Source organism: Kitasatospora sp. NPDC097643 (genome assembly GCF_040302625.1).
In the GTDB taxonomy this organism is placed as follows: domain Bacteria; phylum Actinomycetota; class Actinomycetes; order Streptomycetales; family Streptomycetaceae; genus Kitasatospora.
In genome coordinates this window covers 1-16,226 of sequence record NZ_JBEOSA010000008.1, presented here as the reverse complement: position 1 = coordinate 16,226, position 16,226 = coordinate 1, and the positions used below count along the sequence as shown (strand labels likewise).

General features: G+C 74.9%; 4 protein-coding genes. All 4 read left to right on the top strand.

From position 1 onward, the window contains the following. Positions 1 to 31 precede the first annotated feature (31 nt). Positions 32 to 454 (top strand): VOC family protein, encoded by a 423-nt coding sequence (locus ABTY15_RS07785; RefSeq protein WP_350577794.1) that lies wholly within the window; start codon positions 32 to 34, stop codon positions 452 to 454. Between the two features lie 99 nt (positions 455 to 553). Then, on the top strand, positions 554 to 1,648 hold the full coding sequence (locus ABTY15_RS07780) for a winged helix DNA-binding domain-containing protein (RefSeq protein WP_350577791.1): 1,095 nt from the start codon (positions 554 to 556) through the stop codon (positions 1,646 to 1,648). A gap of 24 nt (positions 1,649 to 1,672) precedes the next feature. Next, a complete protein-coding gene (locus ABTY15_RS07775) occupies positions 1,673 to 2,860 on the top strand; it encodes an FAD-dependent monooxygenase (RefSeq protein WP_350577787.1) in 1,188 nt (395 codons plus the stop codon). 1,357 nt (positions 2,861 to 4,217) lie between these two features. Further along, the coding region (locus tag ABTY15_RS07770) for a type I polyketide synthase (RefSeq protein ID WP_350577784.1) at positions 4,218 to 16,226 on the top strand (12,009 nt) is incomplete at its 3' end.

Sequence of the window (16,226 nt, the reverse complement as noted above, 5' to 3'; positions counted from 1 at the left end):
ACATTCGTCACGCCAAGGCAAGGAACAGATCATGTCCGTCACGACCACCACCCACCTGAACTTCCGGGGCACCGCACGCGAGGCGCTGGACTTCTACCGGTCCGTCTTCGGCGGACGCACGATCGCCGTCACCTACAAGGACGCGGGCGCGGTGCAGAACGAGAGCGAGGCGGACTGGGTGATGTGGGGCGAGGTGGCCGGCGACAACGGCTTCCACGTCATGGCCTACGACGTGCCGTCGCAGCTGCCCTGGAACCAGGGTCAGGACCCGTTCTTCGTCTCCGTCCGCGGCGACGACAGCGAGGAGATCGGCGCCCTGTGGGGCAGGCTCGCCGAGGGCTCGACCGTGGTGCGTCCGCTGGAGCCCGCGCCGTGGGCGCCGCTGTACGGCATGCTCACCGACCGCTTCGGCGTCACCTGGGTCCTGGATGTCACCGCCCCGTACAACGGCTGATCCAGCCGACCTGACAGGCCTGCGCCGTCCGGGCCGCCGCTGCCCCCTGGCGGTCCGGACGGCGCGGGCATTACCCACCTGGAGAAGCGGAAGGAAGCAGTGACCGTCCTCGACAGCCGCGCCCTCAACCGCGCCACCCTGGCCCGCCAGCACCTGCTCACGCGCAGCGACACGTCCGCGCCCGAGGCGGTGGCCCACCTGTGCGGCCTGCAGGCGCAAGAGCCCCAGGAACCCTTCATCGGGCTGTGGTCCCGCCTGACCGACTTCAAGCCCGAGCAACTGGACGAAGCGCTGACCGGCCGCACCGTGGTGCGCACCCACCTGATGCGGCGCACCGTCCACCTCGTCACCTCCGACGACGCACTCGCCTGGCGAGCCCGCCACGACACCATGCTCCGCCAGCGCGTGCTGGGCACCTACCCGCGCGAACTGGCCGGCATCGACCTGGGCGAGCTCGCCGCAGCCGGCCGCTCCGTCATGGCCGACCAGCAGCCCCGCACCATGAGAGAGCTCGTCCAAGCCCTCGAACACCGCTGGCCCGACCCACCGCGCCGTGTCCTGGGCGAGCTGCTCGTCGCCGCCCTCATCCCGATGGCCCAACTCCCGCCCCGCGGCCTGTGGCAGCAGACCGCCGGCGTGCGCAACCTGCCGCTGGCCACGTGGCTGGAGCGGGACATCGACCCCCTGCCCGCCGACGGCAGTGATCCGGTCGGACAGCAGCTGCTGTTCCGCTACCTCGCCGCGTACGGGCCCGCCGCCGGCGCGGACCTACGTGCCTGGTGCGGCCTCGCCGGCCTTCCCGCCGCCGTCAAAGCCGCCCGCGAAGAACTCGCCGTCTTCCGTGACGAACGCGGCCGCGAACTGCTCGACCTGCCCGACGCGCCCCGCCCGCACCCCGACACCCCCGCTCCGGTCCGGTTCCTGCCGGCTTTCGACAACGCCGTCCTCGGCTACCACGACCGCAGCCGCATCATCGACGCCCCCCACCTCGGTCTGTCCGTCGCAGGCCACCGCATGGTCCTGGTCGACGGACGCGTCACCGCCACCTGGACCGTGCGCAGCAACCACCTGCGCATCAGTCCCCTCCGGCCCCTCACCGCCCCGGAACAGGAAGCCGTCCGGGCCGAAGCCCAGGACCTGACCGCCTTCCTCGACGAGGACATCGAGCACGTCCAACTCGACATCGGAAACTGACGATCACCCACTCCAGGTCCCGACGTGACGGGACCGTTCGCACCTCTCGGAGGACCCGTCGCCCGACCCGGGCCGCCGACCCAGATCACGCTGAAGCCGGGGACCACCGCCTTCTCCGGCCTGACGTGGGCGCCCTGCGACAAGTCGGACACCAACTGCCGGGTCCTGTCGGGCCTGGTGGTGACACCGCCGGACGAGACCACCCAGCTGACCGCCGCGGTGATCGGCACCGACGGCAAGACCGTCCCGCAACTGACGGTCTCGGCGGCCGGCCTGGAGGCCGGCACGCTGCAGCCGTCCAACCAGGGCGTGCTGCGCGTCGGCGAGCGCCGCTACCGCTGGGAGTTCCAGCTCCTGCCAGGTGAAGGCGCCGACGACTACCGCGACATGACCCGTCTGCACCCCCTCATCCGAGCTTGGGCTCAGGACGTCCCCGCGGACGAGCTGGAGATCGTGCGCACGGCGGAGTACACCTTCCGCGCCCAGATCGCCGACCGCTGGCGCAAGCAGCGCATCTTCCTGTTCGGCGACGCCGCCCACCTCACCCCGCCTTTCACCGGACAGGGCATGGGCGCCGGCTTGCGCGAAGCCGCCAATCTCGCCTGGAAGCTCGCCGCCGTCCTCGACGGCAGCCTCCCTGAATACATGCTGGACAGCTACGAGGCCGAACGCAAGCCCCACGCCCGCTCGATGATCACCCTCGCCAAGCTGGTCGGCACCGCGATGACCGCTGGCGGGGACACCAGCAGCAGGTTGCGCCGCATGCTCGCGCCCCATCTGCACCGGCTTCCCGGCCTGAGCAACCGCATTCCCGACAGCCGGACCCCGGCACTGCACCGCTCAACCCTGGTCGACCCGGAGACGGCTCGGGCTCAGCCTCGCGGGACGTCTGTGTCCCAACGCCCAGCTACCGGACAGCCAACGCTTCGACGACCTGGCCGCCGGCCGCTACGCACTGGTCACCTCCGCAGCCGTCACCCCCTCCCTGCACGCCGAGGTCCACGACCGAGGGGGTGTCCTGGTCACCGCCACCCCCGGCACTGCCCTGCACCGCTGGCTCCGCCGCGGCCGCTCCATAGCGGCGCTCGTCCACCCCGACGGCACCGTCCAGCGCACCGCACGCGACCCGAAGACCCTGTGCGAGCTCCTGCCCGCACCGAGCCCCCGCAGGCGTATCTGATAGTGATCTTGCGGCAGGGCGAGGCGAGTTGACGGACGCAGCATGGGAGCGGATTGGACCCTGTAACCGAAGAGGGGCGGACAAGGCCGTCCGTGACGCGATCACCGCCCGGCGGTCAACGGAACGCCGCGGCGGCTGCGGACCGGGCTCCATGGTTGGAGCCTTTCGTGGCCGCTGGGTTCATCAGGCCCAGGACGAGCACCGCTTCGTACTCGCCGGTCGGCGGCGACACGAGGCGCCGAGTTGACGACCGCTTGCGCGCTGACTGGTGTCGGCGCACACGGGACCTATCCGGGTACGCCGACAACTGGCACCAGCCATCAGATTCCTTGCCGGGCCGGCGAGCGACAGCTGTCGTGCAGACCGGACCGGGCAACCGGCCGTCGAGCGGAACTGCTGACGGTTACCGCCCGGCTGGGTGAGCGGGACCTACGGGTCCTCTTGACGTCGGGCCGCTACGACGTGACGGACCCTCGACGCGGTGCGTCCGCCGGCCGGGGCCATTCCCGGCGCGGAGCAGGGCCTCTTCGAGGAGAGTGCGCCTCTGCCGAGCGCCGAGGGGCCCGGACGATACCGCAGGACAGTCGAGTCAGTCCTCGAACGGGCGGAGGCGGCCACATCGACAGTGCCTTCTTCACCACGTAGACCTTCGCTCCCACGTCGCTCTTCGCGGTGGGGGTGGTGTCGGAGGTCTGGACCGAGGCTGCTCCATCCGACTTTTTACAAATCGAGTCGTTCCCCTGATCGGCGTCTGGCCTCTCCAGCGCGAACGGTGCGACCTGCGCCGCGTGGTGTGCGGTGCAGTGATGGGCTGTCGAACGCCCCGGTTCTACAGAGAGATGACGTGGCTGTGACCGACGGTCCCTCGCCAGGTCGCTTCATCTTCCGTCAGCGTTAGAGGAGTTGGCCGAAGTCGAATGGGGGTCGTTCGAGGACCTGGACGTCTCTGCGGAGATCACGCCGTGGATCGTGTTGGCCATGGCCGCGCGGTACTGCGCCGGTCCGGCGGCCGCCGCGAACCGGCCCGTCAGGCCCCCGCCCACCTCCCGAAACGGGGCGCAGCGCCGCGGTTCGTAGGGGAGCGGTAGGGGTTGTTCGGCCCCGGGGCGGCTCCTAGCGTGGCGCCGGAAATGGTTTCCGATGAGCTGGGGGAGCGTCGCGGGCGGCAGGCGGATCGGGCCTGCCGGCGAACGCGGGCTCCGGACACCGTGAGGCCTCCGGCGGGGCGCCCGCTCCTGCGCGGAGCGGCGACCGCCCGGGGCCTTCCGGCTGCCCGGACCGCCTTCGCCGCGGCGCTGCCCCGCCACGTCCCGCCGCCCGGTCGGAACAGCCCTGCACGGGGCGAACATCCGCTCGCAGCCGCAAGGCCGTAAAGAGGTCACAGTAACGATGGCGAATGAAGAGACACTCCGCGGCTACCTCAAGCGGGTGACGGCAGACCTGGCCCAGACGCGGCTGCGCCTGCGGGAGGCCGAGGCCAGGGACCAGGAACCGATCGCCATCGTCGGGATGAGCTGCCGCTACCCCGGCGGCGTCCGCTCGCCCGAGGACCTGTGGCAGCTGGTGGCGTCGGGCGGCGACGCGATGTCCGGCTTCCCGGCCGACCGCGGCTGGGACCTGGAGAACCTCTACCACCCGGACCCGGACCACCCGGGCACCTGCTACACCCGCGAGGGCGGGTTCATCCACGACCTCGCCCGGTTCGACCCCGCCGTGTTCGGCATCTCGCCGCGCGAGGCGCTGGCGATGGACCCGCAGCAGCGGCTGCTGCTGGAGACCTCCTGGGAGGCCTTCGAACGGGCCGGCATCGACCCGCTGTCGCTGCACGGCACCCGGACGGGTGTCTTCGCCGGGACCAGCGGGCAGGACTACCTGACCGTCCTGCTCGGCTCCACCGACGACGTCGAGGGCTACCTCGGCACCGGGATCGCGGCCTCCGTGGTCTCCGGCCGGATCGCGTACAGCCTGGGCCTGGAGGGCCCGGCGGTCACCGTCGACACCGCGTGCTCCTCGTCCCTGGTCGCGCTGCACCTGGCCGTGCAGGCGCTGCGCAACGGTGAGTGCGGGCTCGCCCTGGCCGGCGGGGTGACCGTGATGAACTCCCCGGGCACCTTCGTGGACTTCAGCCGCCAGCGGGGCCTGGCCGCCGACGGCCGGTGCAAGTCCTTCGCGGAAGCGGCCGACGGCACCGGCTGGGCCGAGGGCGCCGGCATGGTGCTGGTGGAGCGGCTGTCGGACGCCCGCCGCAACGGCCACCCGGTGCTGGCGATCGTCCGCGGCTCCGCCGTCAACCAGGACGGCGCGTCCAACGGCCTCACCGCACCCAACGGCCCCTCCCAGCAGCGCGTCATCCTCCAGGCCCTGGCCAGCGCGCGGCTGACGCCCGACCAGGTGGACGCGGTCGAGGCGCACGGCACCGGCACCACCCTCGGCGACCCGATCGAGGCGCAGGCGATCATCGACGCGTACGGCCGGGACCGGCCCGAGGGCCGCCCGCTCTACCTCGGCTCGCTGAAGTCCAACATCGGCCACAGCCAGGCCGCGGCCGGCATCGGCGGCGTCATCAAGTCGGTCATGGCGATCCGGCACGGGCTGCTGCCGCAGACCCTGCACGTGGACCGGCCGACCGGCAACGTCGACTGGTCGGCCGGGACGGTGGAACTGCTCACCGAGGCCCGCGACTGGCCGGAGACCGGCGCGCCGCGCCGCGTCGGCATCTCCTCGTTCGGGTTCAGCGGCACCAACGCCCACACCATCATCGAGCAGGCGCCGCCGGAGACCGAGCAGGCGCCGGACGGGCCCGACACGGCGCCCGGCGTGCTGCCCTGGCTGCTCTCCGGCAAGGGTGAGGCGGCGCTACAGGCCCAGGCCGCGCGGCTGCGGGAGCGGCTGACGGCCGCGCCCGACCTGCGTCCGCTGGACGTGGCGTACACCCTGGCGACCGGCCGCGCCGCGCTGGAGCAGCGCGCGGTGCTGGTCGCGGACGGCCGCGAGGAGCTCCTGGCCGCGCTGGACGTCCTTGCGGCGGGGGGGAGTTCGGGCGACCTGGTGCTCGGCTCGCCGGTCGAGGGCCGGACGGCGTTCCTGTTCACCGGTCAGGGCAGTCAGCGGGTCGGGATGGGCTTCGAGCTGTCGGAGGCCTTCCCGGTGTTCGCGGCTGCGTTCGACGCGGTGTGTGCGGAGTTGGACCCGCTGTTGGACCGTCCGCTGCGCGAGGCGATCGCGGATGCGGAGCTGATCCACGAGACGGGGTACACCCAGCCGGCGTTGTTCGCGCTGGAGGTGGCGCTGTTCCGGCTGGTCGAGTCGTGGGGTGTGCGGTCGGACTTCCTGGCCGGGCACTCGATCGGCGAGCTGGCCGCCGCACACGTCGCGGGCGTCTTCTCGCTGGCGGACGCGTGCAGGCTGGTGGCCGCCCGCGGCCGGCTGATGCAGGCGCTGCCGCGCGGCGGCGCGATGGTGGCCGTGGAGGCGTCCGAGGCGGAGGTGCTGCCGCTGCTGACCGACAGCGTCGGCATCGCCGCGGTCAACGGGCCCACGTCCGTGGTGCTGTCGGGCGCCGAGGACGCCGTCCGGGCCGTACTGGAGCAGCTGCCGGGTCGCAAGTCCAGGCGCCTGACGGTCAGTCACGCCTTCCACTCGCCACTGATGGACGGCATGCTGGCGGACTTCCGAACGGTCGCCGCCCAGGTCGCCTACGAGGCCCCGCGGATCCCGCTCGTGTCCACCCTCACCGGGGCGCTCGCCGCCGAGGAGTTGACCGACCCCGCGTACTGGGTGCGCCACGTCCGGGAGGCCGTCCGCTTCGCCGACGCGGTCACCGCCCTGGAGGCCGAAGGCGTCCGGACCTTCCTGGAGATCGGCCCCGGCGGCACACTGACCGCCCTCGGCGAGGAGAACGCCCGGCACCGCGACTCCGCCTTCGCCGCGGCCCTGCGCGCCGACCGGCCCGAGGCACGCGCACTGACCACCGCGCTCGCCCGGCTCCAGGTACGAGGGGTCCGGCCCGACTGGCAGGCGTACTTCGCCGCCACCGGCGCACGCCGGGTCGACCTGCCGACCTACGCCTTCCAGCAGCGCCGGTTCTGGCCCACCACAGGGGCGTGGGACGAGGGCGCCACCGCCGGGGCGACGGCCGGCTCACCGGCCGACGAACAGTTCTGGGCGGCCGTCGAGCGCGGCGACCTGGAAGCGCTCACCACGACCCTGGCCGTCGCCGGGGACCAGCCGCTCCATGCCGTCCTGCCCGCACTGACCGCCTGGCGCCGCAGCAGCCGGCTGCGCTCGACCGTCGACGACTGGCGCTACCGGATCACCTGGCGGCCCGTCCCGGACACGCCGACCGGGCGGCTCACCGGCACCTGGCTGCTCGTCACCCCGGCCGACGCTGCTGCGGACACCGACGCATGGAGCTCCGCGGCCGCCGCGGCCCTCACCCGGCGCGGCGTGCGCGTACGGCACCTCGCCGTCGACCCCGCGGCCACCGACCGGGCCGCCCTCGCCGACCTTCTGCGCGCCGAACTCGCCTCTGAGGGGGAAGAGTTCACCGGCGTGCTCTCGCTCCTCCCGCTGGCCGCCGGAACGCATCCGGAGCACCCGTCCGCGCCGCTCGCACTGACCGGGACGCTCGCCCTGGTCCAGGCGCTCGGCGACGCCGGCATCGAGGCCCCGCTCTGGTGCGCCACCCGGGGCGCGGTCACCACCGGTGGCGCGGACCGGCTGGATAACGCCGTCCAGGCCCAGGTCTGGGGCCTCGGCCGGGTCGTCGTCCAGGAGTACCCGGACCGCTGGGGCGGCCTGATCGACCTGCCGCCCACCCCGGACGAGCGGGCCCAGGACCGGCTCGCCGCCGTGCTCGCCGGCCTCGGCGCCGAGGACCACCTGGCGATCCGCCCCGCCGGGATCCTGGCCCGCCGCCTGGTCCGCGCCCCGCGCACCGACGCCCCGGCCGAGGGCTGGTCGCCGCGCGGAACCGCCCTGGTCACCGGCGGCACCGGCGCGCTCGGCGCCCACGTCGCCCGCTGGCTGGCCGGTCGCGGCGCCGAGCACCTGGTGCTGACGAGCCGCCGCGGCCGCGACGCCGCCGGCGTGACCGAGCTGGAGGCCGAACTCACCGCCCTGGGCGCCCGGGTGACCGTCGCCGCCTGCGACGTCACCGACCGCGCCGCGCTCGCCGGCCTGCTGGCCGACATCCCCGAGCAGTACCCGCTGACCACCGTCGTCCACGCGGCCGGCGTGCTGGACGACGGCGTGCTGGACGCCCTCACCCCGCAGCGACTCGCCCGGGTGCTCGGCCCCAAGGTCGACGCCGCCGTCAACCTGCACGAACTCACCCGGGAGCTCGACCTCTCGGCGTTCGTCATGTTCTCCTCCTTCGCCGGCACCTTCGGCGGGCCCGGCCAGGGCAACTACGCGGCCGCCAACGCCTTCCTGGACGCCCTCGCCGAGCAGCGGCGCGCCGCCGGCCTGCCCGCCAGCGCGATGGCCTGGGGCGCCTGGGCGGAGGGCGGCATGGCGGTCGACGACACCGTCAAGGACCGGCTGCGCCGCGGCGGCGTCCCGGCGCTCGACCCGGCCACCGCCATCGCCGCCATGCAGCACGCCCTCGACCTCGACGAGACCTTCTCCCTCGTGGTCGACGTGCTCTGGGACCGCTTCGCACCCCAGTTCACCGGCATCCGCGCCAGCACGCTCTTCGACGAGCTGCCCGAGGCGCTGCAGGCCATGGCCGCCGCCGACAGCGAGTACGGCGAGCAGTCCGGCGGCGCCACCTTCCAGCAGCGGCTGGCCGCGGCGGCGGAGAGCGAACGGCCGCGCATGGCACTGGACTTCGTCCGCACCCAGGTCGCCGCCGTGCTCGGCCACGCCGGACCGCAGGACGTCGAACCCGCCAGGGCCTTCCGAGAGTTGGGATTCGACTCGCTGACCGCCGTCGAGCTGCGCAACGTGCTGGTCGCGCTCACCGGCCTGAGGCTGCCCGCCACCCTCGTCTTCGACCACCCCAATGCGACGGCCCTCGCCGACCTGCTCCGCGCCGAACTGCTCGGCGCTGCGGCCCCCACGGCCGGGCAACCCGAGCACACCGGGAGCGCCGCCGCGGACGACGAGCCGATCGCGATCGTCGGCATGAGCTGCCGGTTCGGCGGCGGCGTGGACTCGCCCGAGGCGCTGTGGCGGCTGCTCGCCGACGGCTCCGACGCGCTGGTGCCCTTCCCCGGCGACCGCGGCTGGGACCTCGACGCCGTCTATCACCCCGACCCGGACCACCCGGACACCAGCTACGTTCGCGAGGGCGGCTTCCTCGCCGACGCCGGCGCGTTCGACCCCGGCTTCTTCGGCATCTCGCCGCGCGAGGCGCTGGCGATGGACCCGCAGCAGCGGCTGCTGCTGGAGACCGCCTGGGAGGCGATCGAACGGGCCGGCATCGACCCGACCACCCTGCGCGGCAGCCGCACCGGAGTCTTCGCCGGCACCAACGGCCAGGACTACCTGCCGCTCGTGGTCAGCGCCCCGGACGGCTCCGAGGGCTTCCTCGGCACCGGCAACGCGGCCAGTGTGCTCTCCGGCCGGATCGCGTACACCCTCGGCCTGGAGGGTCCGGCGGTCACCGTCGACACCGCCTGCTCCTCCTCGCTGGTCGCCCTGCACTGGGCCGTCCAGGCGCTGCGCTCGGGCGAGTGCGAACTGGCGCTCGCCGGCGGCGTCACCGTGATGTCCACGCCCGGCAACTTCATCGACTTCAGCCGCCAGCGCGGCCTGGCCGCGGACGGGCGCTGCAAGGCCTTCGCCGCGGGCGCGGACGGCACCGGCTGGGGCGAGGGCGTCGGCCTGCTGCTGGTCGAGCGGCTCTCCGACGCGCAGCGCAACGGGCACCCCGTGCTGGCCCTGGTCCGCGGCTCCGCCGTCAACCAGGACGGCGCGTCGAACGGCCTGACCGCCCCGAACGGGCCCTCCCAGCAGCGGGTGATCCGCCAGGCACTCGCCGCGGCGGGCCTGTCGGGCCATGAGGTCGACGCGGTCGAGGCGCACGGCACCGGCACCGCGCTCGGCGACCCGATCGAGGCCCAGGCGCTGCTCGCCACGTACGGCCAGGACCGGCCGGCCGAACAGCCGCTCTGGCTCGGCTCGGTGAAGTCCAACATCGGCCACACCCAGGCCGCCGCCGGCGTGGCCGGCATCATCAAGATGGTCATGGCGATGCAGCACGGCGTCCTGCCGCGGACCCTGCACGTGGACGAGCCGTCGCCGAACGTCGACTGGGCGTCCGGCGCCGTCGAACTGCTCACCGAGGCCCGTCCCTGGCCCGAGAGCGGACGGCCCCGCCGGGCCGGCGTCTCCTCCTTCGGCGTCAGCGGCACCAATGCGCACACCCTCCTGGAACAGGCCCCGGCGCCCGAGCCCGAGCCCGCGCCCGAACCCGCGGCTGGGGACGCTGCGCCGACGGCCGTGCTCTGGCCGCTCTCGGCCCGCAGCGCCGAGGCGCTGCGCGGCCAGGCGGCCCGGCTGTCGGCGCTGCTCGCCGAGCGGCCCGCCCTGGACCCGGCCGACCTCGGCCACTCCCTGGCCACCACCCGCGCCGCCTTCGAACACCGGGCCCTGATCACCGGAGCGGACCCGTCCGCCCGGCAGGCCGCGCTCACCGCCCTCGCCGAAGGCGCCGAGGCGCCCGGTCTGGTCCGCGGCACCGCGGCGCTCGGCCGGACCGCCTTCCTGTTCACCGGCCAGGGCAGTCAGCGGGCCGGGATGGGTGCGGAACTCCACGCGTCCCAGCCGGTGTTCGCGCACGCCTTCGACGCGGTCTGCGCGGAGCTCGATCCGCTGCTGGACCGCCCGCTGCGCGAGGCGATCGCCGACCCCGAGTCGATCAACGAGACGGCGTACGCCCAGCCGGCGCTGTTCGCCGTCGAGGTGGCCCTGTTCCGCCTGCTGGAGGCCTGGGGACTGCACCCGGACGTGCTCGTCGGCCACTCGGTCGGCGAGATCGCCGCCGCACACGTGGCCGGCGTGTTCTCGCTGTCGGACGCGGCGCAACTGGTCGCGGCCCGTGGCCGGCTGATGCAGGCGCTGCCGCGCGGCGGCGCTATGGTGGCCGTTGCGGCGTCCGAGGCGGAGGTGCTGCCGCTGCTGACCGGGGGCGTCGGCATCGCCGCGGTCAACGGGCCCACGTCCGTGGTGCTTTCCGGAACCGAGGACGCCGTCCGGGCCGCATTGGAGCAGCTGAAGGGCCGCAAGTCCAAGCGGCTGACGGTCAGTCACGCCTTCCACTCGCCGCTGATGGACGGCATGCTGGCGGAATTCCGCACGGTCGCCGCCCAGCTGCGGTACGGGACGCCCCGCATCCCGATCGTCTCCACGCTCACCGGCGCCCCCGCGTCCGCCGAACTCACCGACCCCGAGTACTGGGTGCGCCACGTCCGCGAGGCCGTCCGCTTCGCCGACGCCGTCCGGGCGCTCGACTCCCGGGGCGTCGGCACCTACCTGGAGCTCGGCCCCGATGCCGTCCTCAGCGCACTCGCGCAGGAGAGCACCACCGGACCGGCTGCCTTCCTGCCCACGCTGCGCCACGGCCGACCGGAACAGCAGACGCTCACCGCCGCGCTCACCGAGGCGTACGTGCGGGGGGCGAACCCGAACTGGCCCGCGGTCCTCGCCGGGCAGCGCGCCCGCCGGGTCGACCTGCCGACCTACGCCTTCCAGCGCGAGCGCTACTGGCCGAACGTCCCGCCGGCGGACGCGGGCGACGTCACCCTGGCGGGTCTCGGCGCCACCGGACATCCGCTACTCGGCGCCGCTGCCGAACTCCCGGACTCCGGCGGGTTGGTGTTCACCGGGCGGCTCTCCCTGGGCACCCACCCGTGGCTGGCCGACCACACCGTGATGGGTGCGGTGCTGCTGCCCGGGACCGCCTTCGTCGAACTCGCCCTGCGGGGCGGCGACCAGGTCGGCTGCGACCTGCTGGAGGAACTCACCCTCGCCGCACCGCTGGTGCTGCCCCCGCAGGGCGGTGTCCAGCTGCGGCTCGCCCTCGGCGCACCCGCCGCCGACGGCCGCCGCGACCTCAGCCTGCACTCCCGCCGCGAGGACCTCTCCGCCGAGGAGCCGTGGACGCGACACGCTACCGGGGTGCTCGCCACGGCCGGCACCCCCGCGCCCGCCCCCGCGCCCGGCCCCTGGCCGCCCGAGGGCGCTGTCGCGGCCGACCTGGCGGGCCGCTACGAGGCCATGGTCGCGGTGGGCTTCGACTACGGCCCGGCCTTCCAGGGCCTGCGCCGCGCCTGGCGGCACGACGGCGAGGTGTACGCCGAACTGCGCCTGCCGCAGCAGGCCGAGGCCGACGCCGCCCGCTTCGGACTGCACCCCGCGCTGCTGGACTCCGCCCTGCACACCCTCGGCCTGACCGTCGCCGACGGCGCCGACTGGCAGGCCGGCCTGCCGTTCTCCTGGACGGGCGTGCGGCTGCACGCCGCCGGGGCCGCCGCCCTCCGCGCCCGGATCACCCCGCACGGCACGGACGGCGTCACCCTGCGCCTGGACGACGAGGACGGCCGGCCCGTCGCCACGGTCGACGCGCTGGCCCTGCGGCCGGTGACCGCCGAGCAGGTGAACGCCGCGCAGACCCTCCACCACGAGTCGCTGTTCCGCCCGGAGTGGGTCGCGCTGCCCCTCGGCGAGCCGGCGGCCGCCGGGGGCGAGCGCTGGGCCGTGCTCGGCGGCGACGCCCCGGCCGGCCTCGGCCTCCCCGTGGAGCACCACCCCGATCTGGCCGCGCTCGCCGCGGCGGGCCCCGTCCCCGACGTGGTGCTCGCCCCCTGCCTGCCGCCCGCCGACCCGGACCCGGCGGCGACCGCCGGCGCGCTCCACCGGGTGCTCGCCCTCGTCCAGGGCTGGCTCGCCGAGGAGCGGACCGCCGACGGCCACCTGGTGGTGCTCACCCGCGGCGCCGTCGCCACCGCCGACGACCCGGACGTCTTTGACCCGGCGCACGCCGCCGCCTGGGGACTCGTCCGCTCCGCGCAGACCGAGAACCCCGGACGGATCAGCCTGGTCGACCTCGACGGCGACCCGGCCTCCGCCCGCGCCCTCCCCGCCGCCCTCGACGCCGGGGAACCGCAGCTCGCCCTGCGCAGCGGCACCCCGCACGCCCTGCGGCTGACCCGGGTCGCCGTCCCCGCGACCGAGTCCGGGCCGCCCGCCCTCGACCCCGACGGTACCGTCCTGGTCACCGGTGGCACCGGCGCGCTGGGTGCGCTGCTGGCCCGCCACCTGGTCACCCGGCACGGGGTCAGGCACCTGCTGCTCACCAGCCGGCGCGGCGCCGACGCCCCCGGGGCGGCGGAGCTGGTCGCCGACCTGGCCGCGCTCGGCGCCGAGGCGACCATCACGGCCTGCGACACCGGCGACCGGGCGGCGCTCGCCGACCTGCTCACCGCTGTCCCCGCCGCCCACCCGCTGACCGCCGTCATCCACACCGCCGGCGTCACCGACGACGGCGTGATCGGCTCACTCACCCCCGACCGGCTGGACGCCGTCCTGCGCCCGAAGGCCGACGGCGCCCGGCACCTGCACGAGCTGACCGCCGGGCTCGACCTCGCCGCCTTCGTGCTCTTCTCCTCCGCCGCCGGCCTCTTCGGCGGCCCCGGCCAGGGCAACTACGCCGCCGCCAACGCCGCCCTGGACGCCCTCGCCGAGCACCGCCGCGCCCGCGGCCTGCCCGCCACCTCGCTGGCCTGGGGCCTGTGGGCGCAGGCCAGCGGCGTCAGCGGCCACCTGACCGAGAACGACCTCGCCCGGATGGAACGCTCCGGCCTCGGTCCGCTCCCCAGCGACGAGGGCCTGGCCCTGTTCGACGCGGCCCTCGCCGCCCAGCGGGCGCAGGACGGCGGCGCCGTCCTCGTCCCGATGCGGATCAGCACCGCCGTCCTGCGGAGCAGGGCCGCCGACGGGCAGGTCCCGCCGCTGCTGCGCGGCCTGGTCCGCGCCCCGCTGCGCCGGGCCGTCCGCACCGCCACCGGGCCGGCCGCGGCCGGCGCCGCCGGGCAGCTCGCCGACCGGCTCGCCGCACTGAGCCCCGCCGACCAGGAACGCGAGCTGCTCGACCTCGTCCGCGGCCGGGTCGCCGCCGTCCTCGGCTACCCGAACGCCGCCGCCGTCGATGCCGAACGGGCGTTCAAGGAGCTCGGCTTCGACTCGCTGACCGCCGTAGAACTGCGCAACCAGGTCGGCGCGGCGAGCGGCCTGCGGCTCCCCGCCACCCTCGTCTTCGACTACCCCAGCCCCGCCGCGCTCGCCGTCCACCTGCGCGCCGAACTCCTCGGCGACCGCCCCGATCCGGCCGGCCACGCACCCGCCGTGGCCGCCACCGGGCTCGACGACGACCCGATCGTGATCGTCGGGATGGCCTGCCGCTACCCCGGCGACATCGACTCGCCCGAGGCGCTCTGGCAGCTCGTCGCGGGCGGCCGGGACGGCATCTCCGGCTTCCCCACCGACCGCGGCTGGGACCTCGACGCGCTGTACCACCCCGACCCCGACCACCCCGGTACCTCGTACACCCGCGAGGGCGGCTTCCTGCACGACGCCGCCGACTTCGACCCGGCGTTCTTCGGCATCTCGCCGCGCGAGGCGCTCGCCATGGACCCGCAGCAGCGGCTGCTGCTGGAGACCACCTGGGAGGTCTTCGAACGGGCCGGCATCGACCCGGCCACCGTGCGCGGCAGCCGTACCGGCGTCTTCGCCGGCGTGATGTACCACGACTACGGCACCCGGCTGCGCGCCGCCCCCGATGAGGTCGAGGGCTACCTCGGCACCGGCAGTTCCAGCAGCGTCGTCTCCGGCCGCGTCGCCTACACCTTCGGCCTGGAGGGTCCGGCGGTCACCGTCGACACGGCGTGCTCCTCCTCGCTGGTCGCCCTGCACCTGGCCGTCCAGGCACTGCGTAGCGGCGAGTGCACGATGGCGCTGGCCGGCGGTGTCACGGTGATGTTCACCCCCGGCACGTTCGTGGAGTTCAGCCGCCAGCGCGGCCTCGCCGAGGACGGCCGCTGCAAGTCCTTCGCCGCGGCGGCGGACGGCACCGGCTGGGGCGAGGGCGCGGGCATGCTGCTCGTCGAGCGCCTCTCGGACGCCCGCCGCAACGGCCATCCGGTGCTGGCGGTCGTCCGCGGCTCGGCGATCAACCAGGACGGCGCCTCCAACGGCCTCACCGCCCCCAACGGCCCCTCCCAGCAGCGGGTCATCCGGCAGGCCCTCGCCGACGCCCGGCTCACCCCCGACGAGGTGGACGCGGTGGAGGCGCACGGCACCGGCACCACCCTCGGCGACCCGATCGAGGCACAGGCCCTGCTCGCCACCTACGGCCAGGACCACACCGACGACCGGCCGCTCTGGCTCGGCTCGGTGAAGTCCAACCTCGGCCACACCCAGGCCGCCTCCGGCGTGGCCGGTGTGATCAAGATGGTGATGGCGATGCGCCACGGCGTGCTGCCGCGGACGCTGCACGTGGACGAGCCCTCGCCGCACGTGGACTGGGCGGCGGGCGCGGTCGCGCTGCTCACCGACTCCGTGCCGTGGCCGGAGACCGGCCGCCCGCGCCGCGCCGCCGTCTCCTCCTTCGGCATCAGCGGCACCAACGCCCACACCGTCCTGGAGCAGGCCCCGGAGACCTCGCCTGCCGCGGCCGCCGATGGGCAGCCGCCCGTCCAGGCACAGCCACCCGTCCTCGCATGGCCGCTCTCCGCCAAGGGGGAGACCGCCCTGCGCGGCCAGGCTGCCCGCCTGCTGGCGCACCTGACCGGCCACCCCGAGCCGTCCCCGGAGGAGGTCGGCCACGCACTGGCGACCACCCGCGCCACCCTGGAGCAGCGGGCCGTCCTGGTCGCCGCCGGGCACGACGACCTCCTGGCGGCCCTGGCCGCCCTGGCCGAGGGCGCCGAGGCACCCGGTCTGGTCCGCGGCGCGGCCGCGCCCGGCCGCACCGCCTTCCTGTTCACCGGCCAGGGCAGCCAGCGGGCCGGCATGGGCGAGGAACTGTTCGCGGCCTTCCCGGTGTTCGCCGAGGCCTTCGACGCCGTCTGCAGGGAGCTGGACCGCCACCTGGAGCGTCCGCTGCGCGAGGCGATCGCGGACGCCGAGCTGATCGACGAGACGGCGTACACCCAACCCGCCCTGTTCGCCCTGGAGGTGGCGCTCTTCCGGTTGACGGAGGCCTTCGGCGTCCGGCCCGACCTGCTCGCCGGTCACTCGATCGGTGAGCTGGCCGCCGCGTACGTCGCCGGGGTGTTCTCGCTCTCCGACGCGGCCAGGTTGGTCGCGGCGCGGGGCCGGCTGATGCAGGCGCTGCCGCGCGGCGGCGCGATGGTCGCCGTGGAGGCGGCGGAGGACGAGGTCCTCCCGCTGCTG

Coding starts and splice junctions, on each gene's coding strand:
- ABTY15_RS07785 (WP_350577794.1), top strand. CDS start 32: ATGTCCGTCACGACCACCACCCACCTGAACTTCCGGGGCACCGCACGC.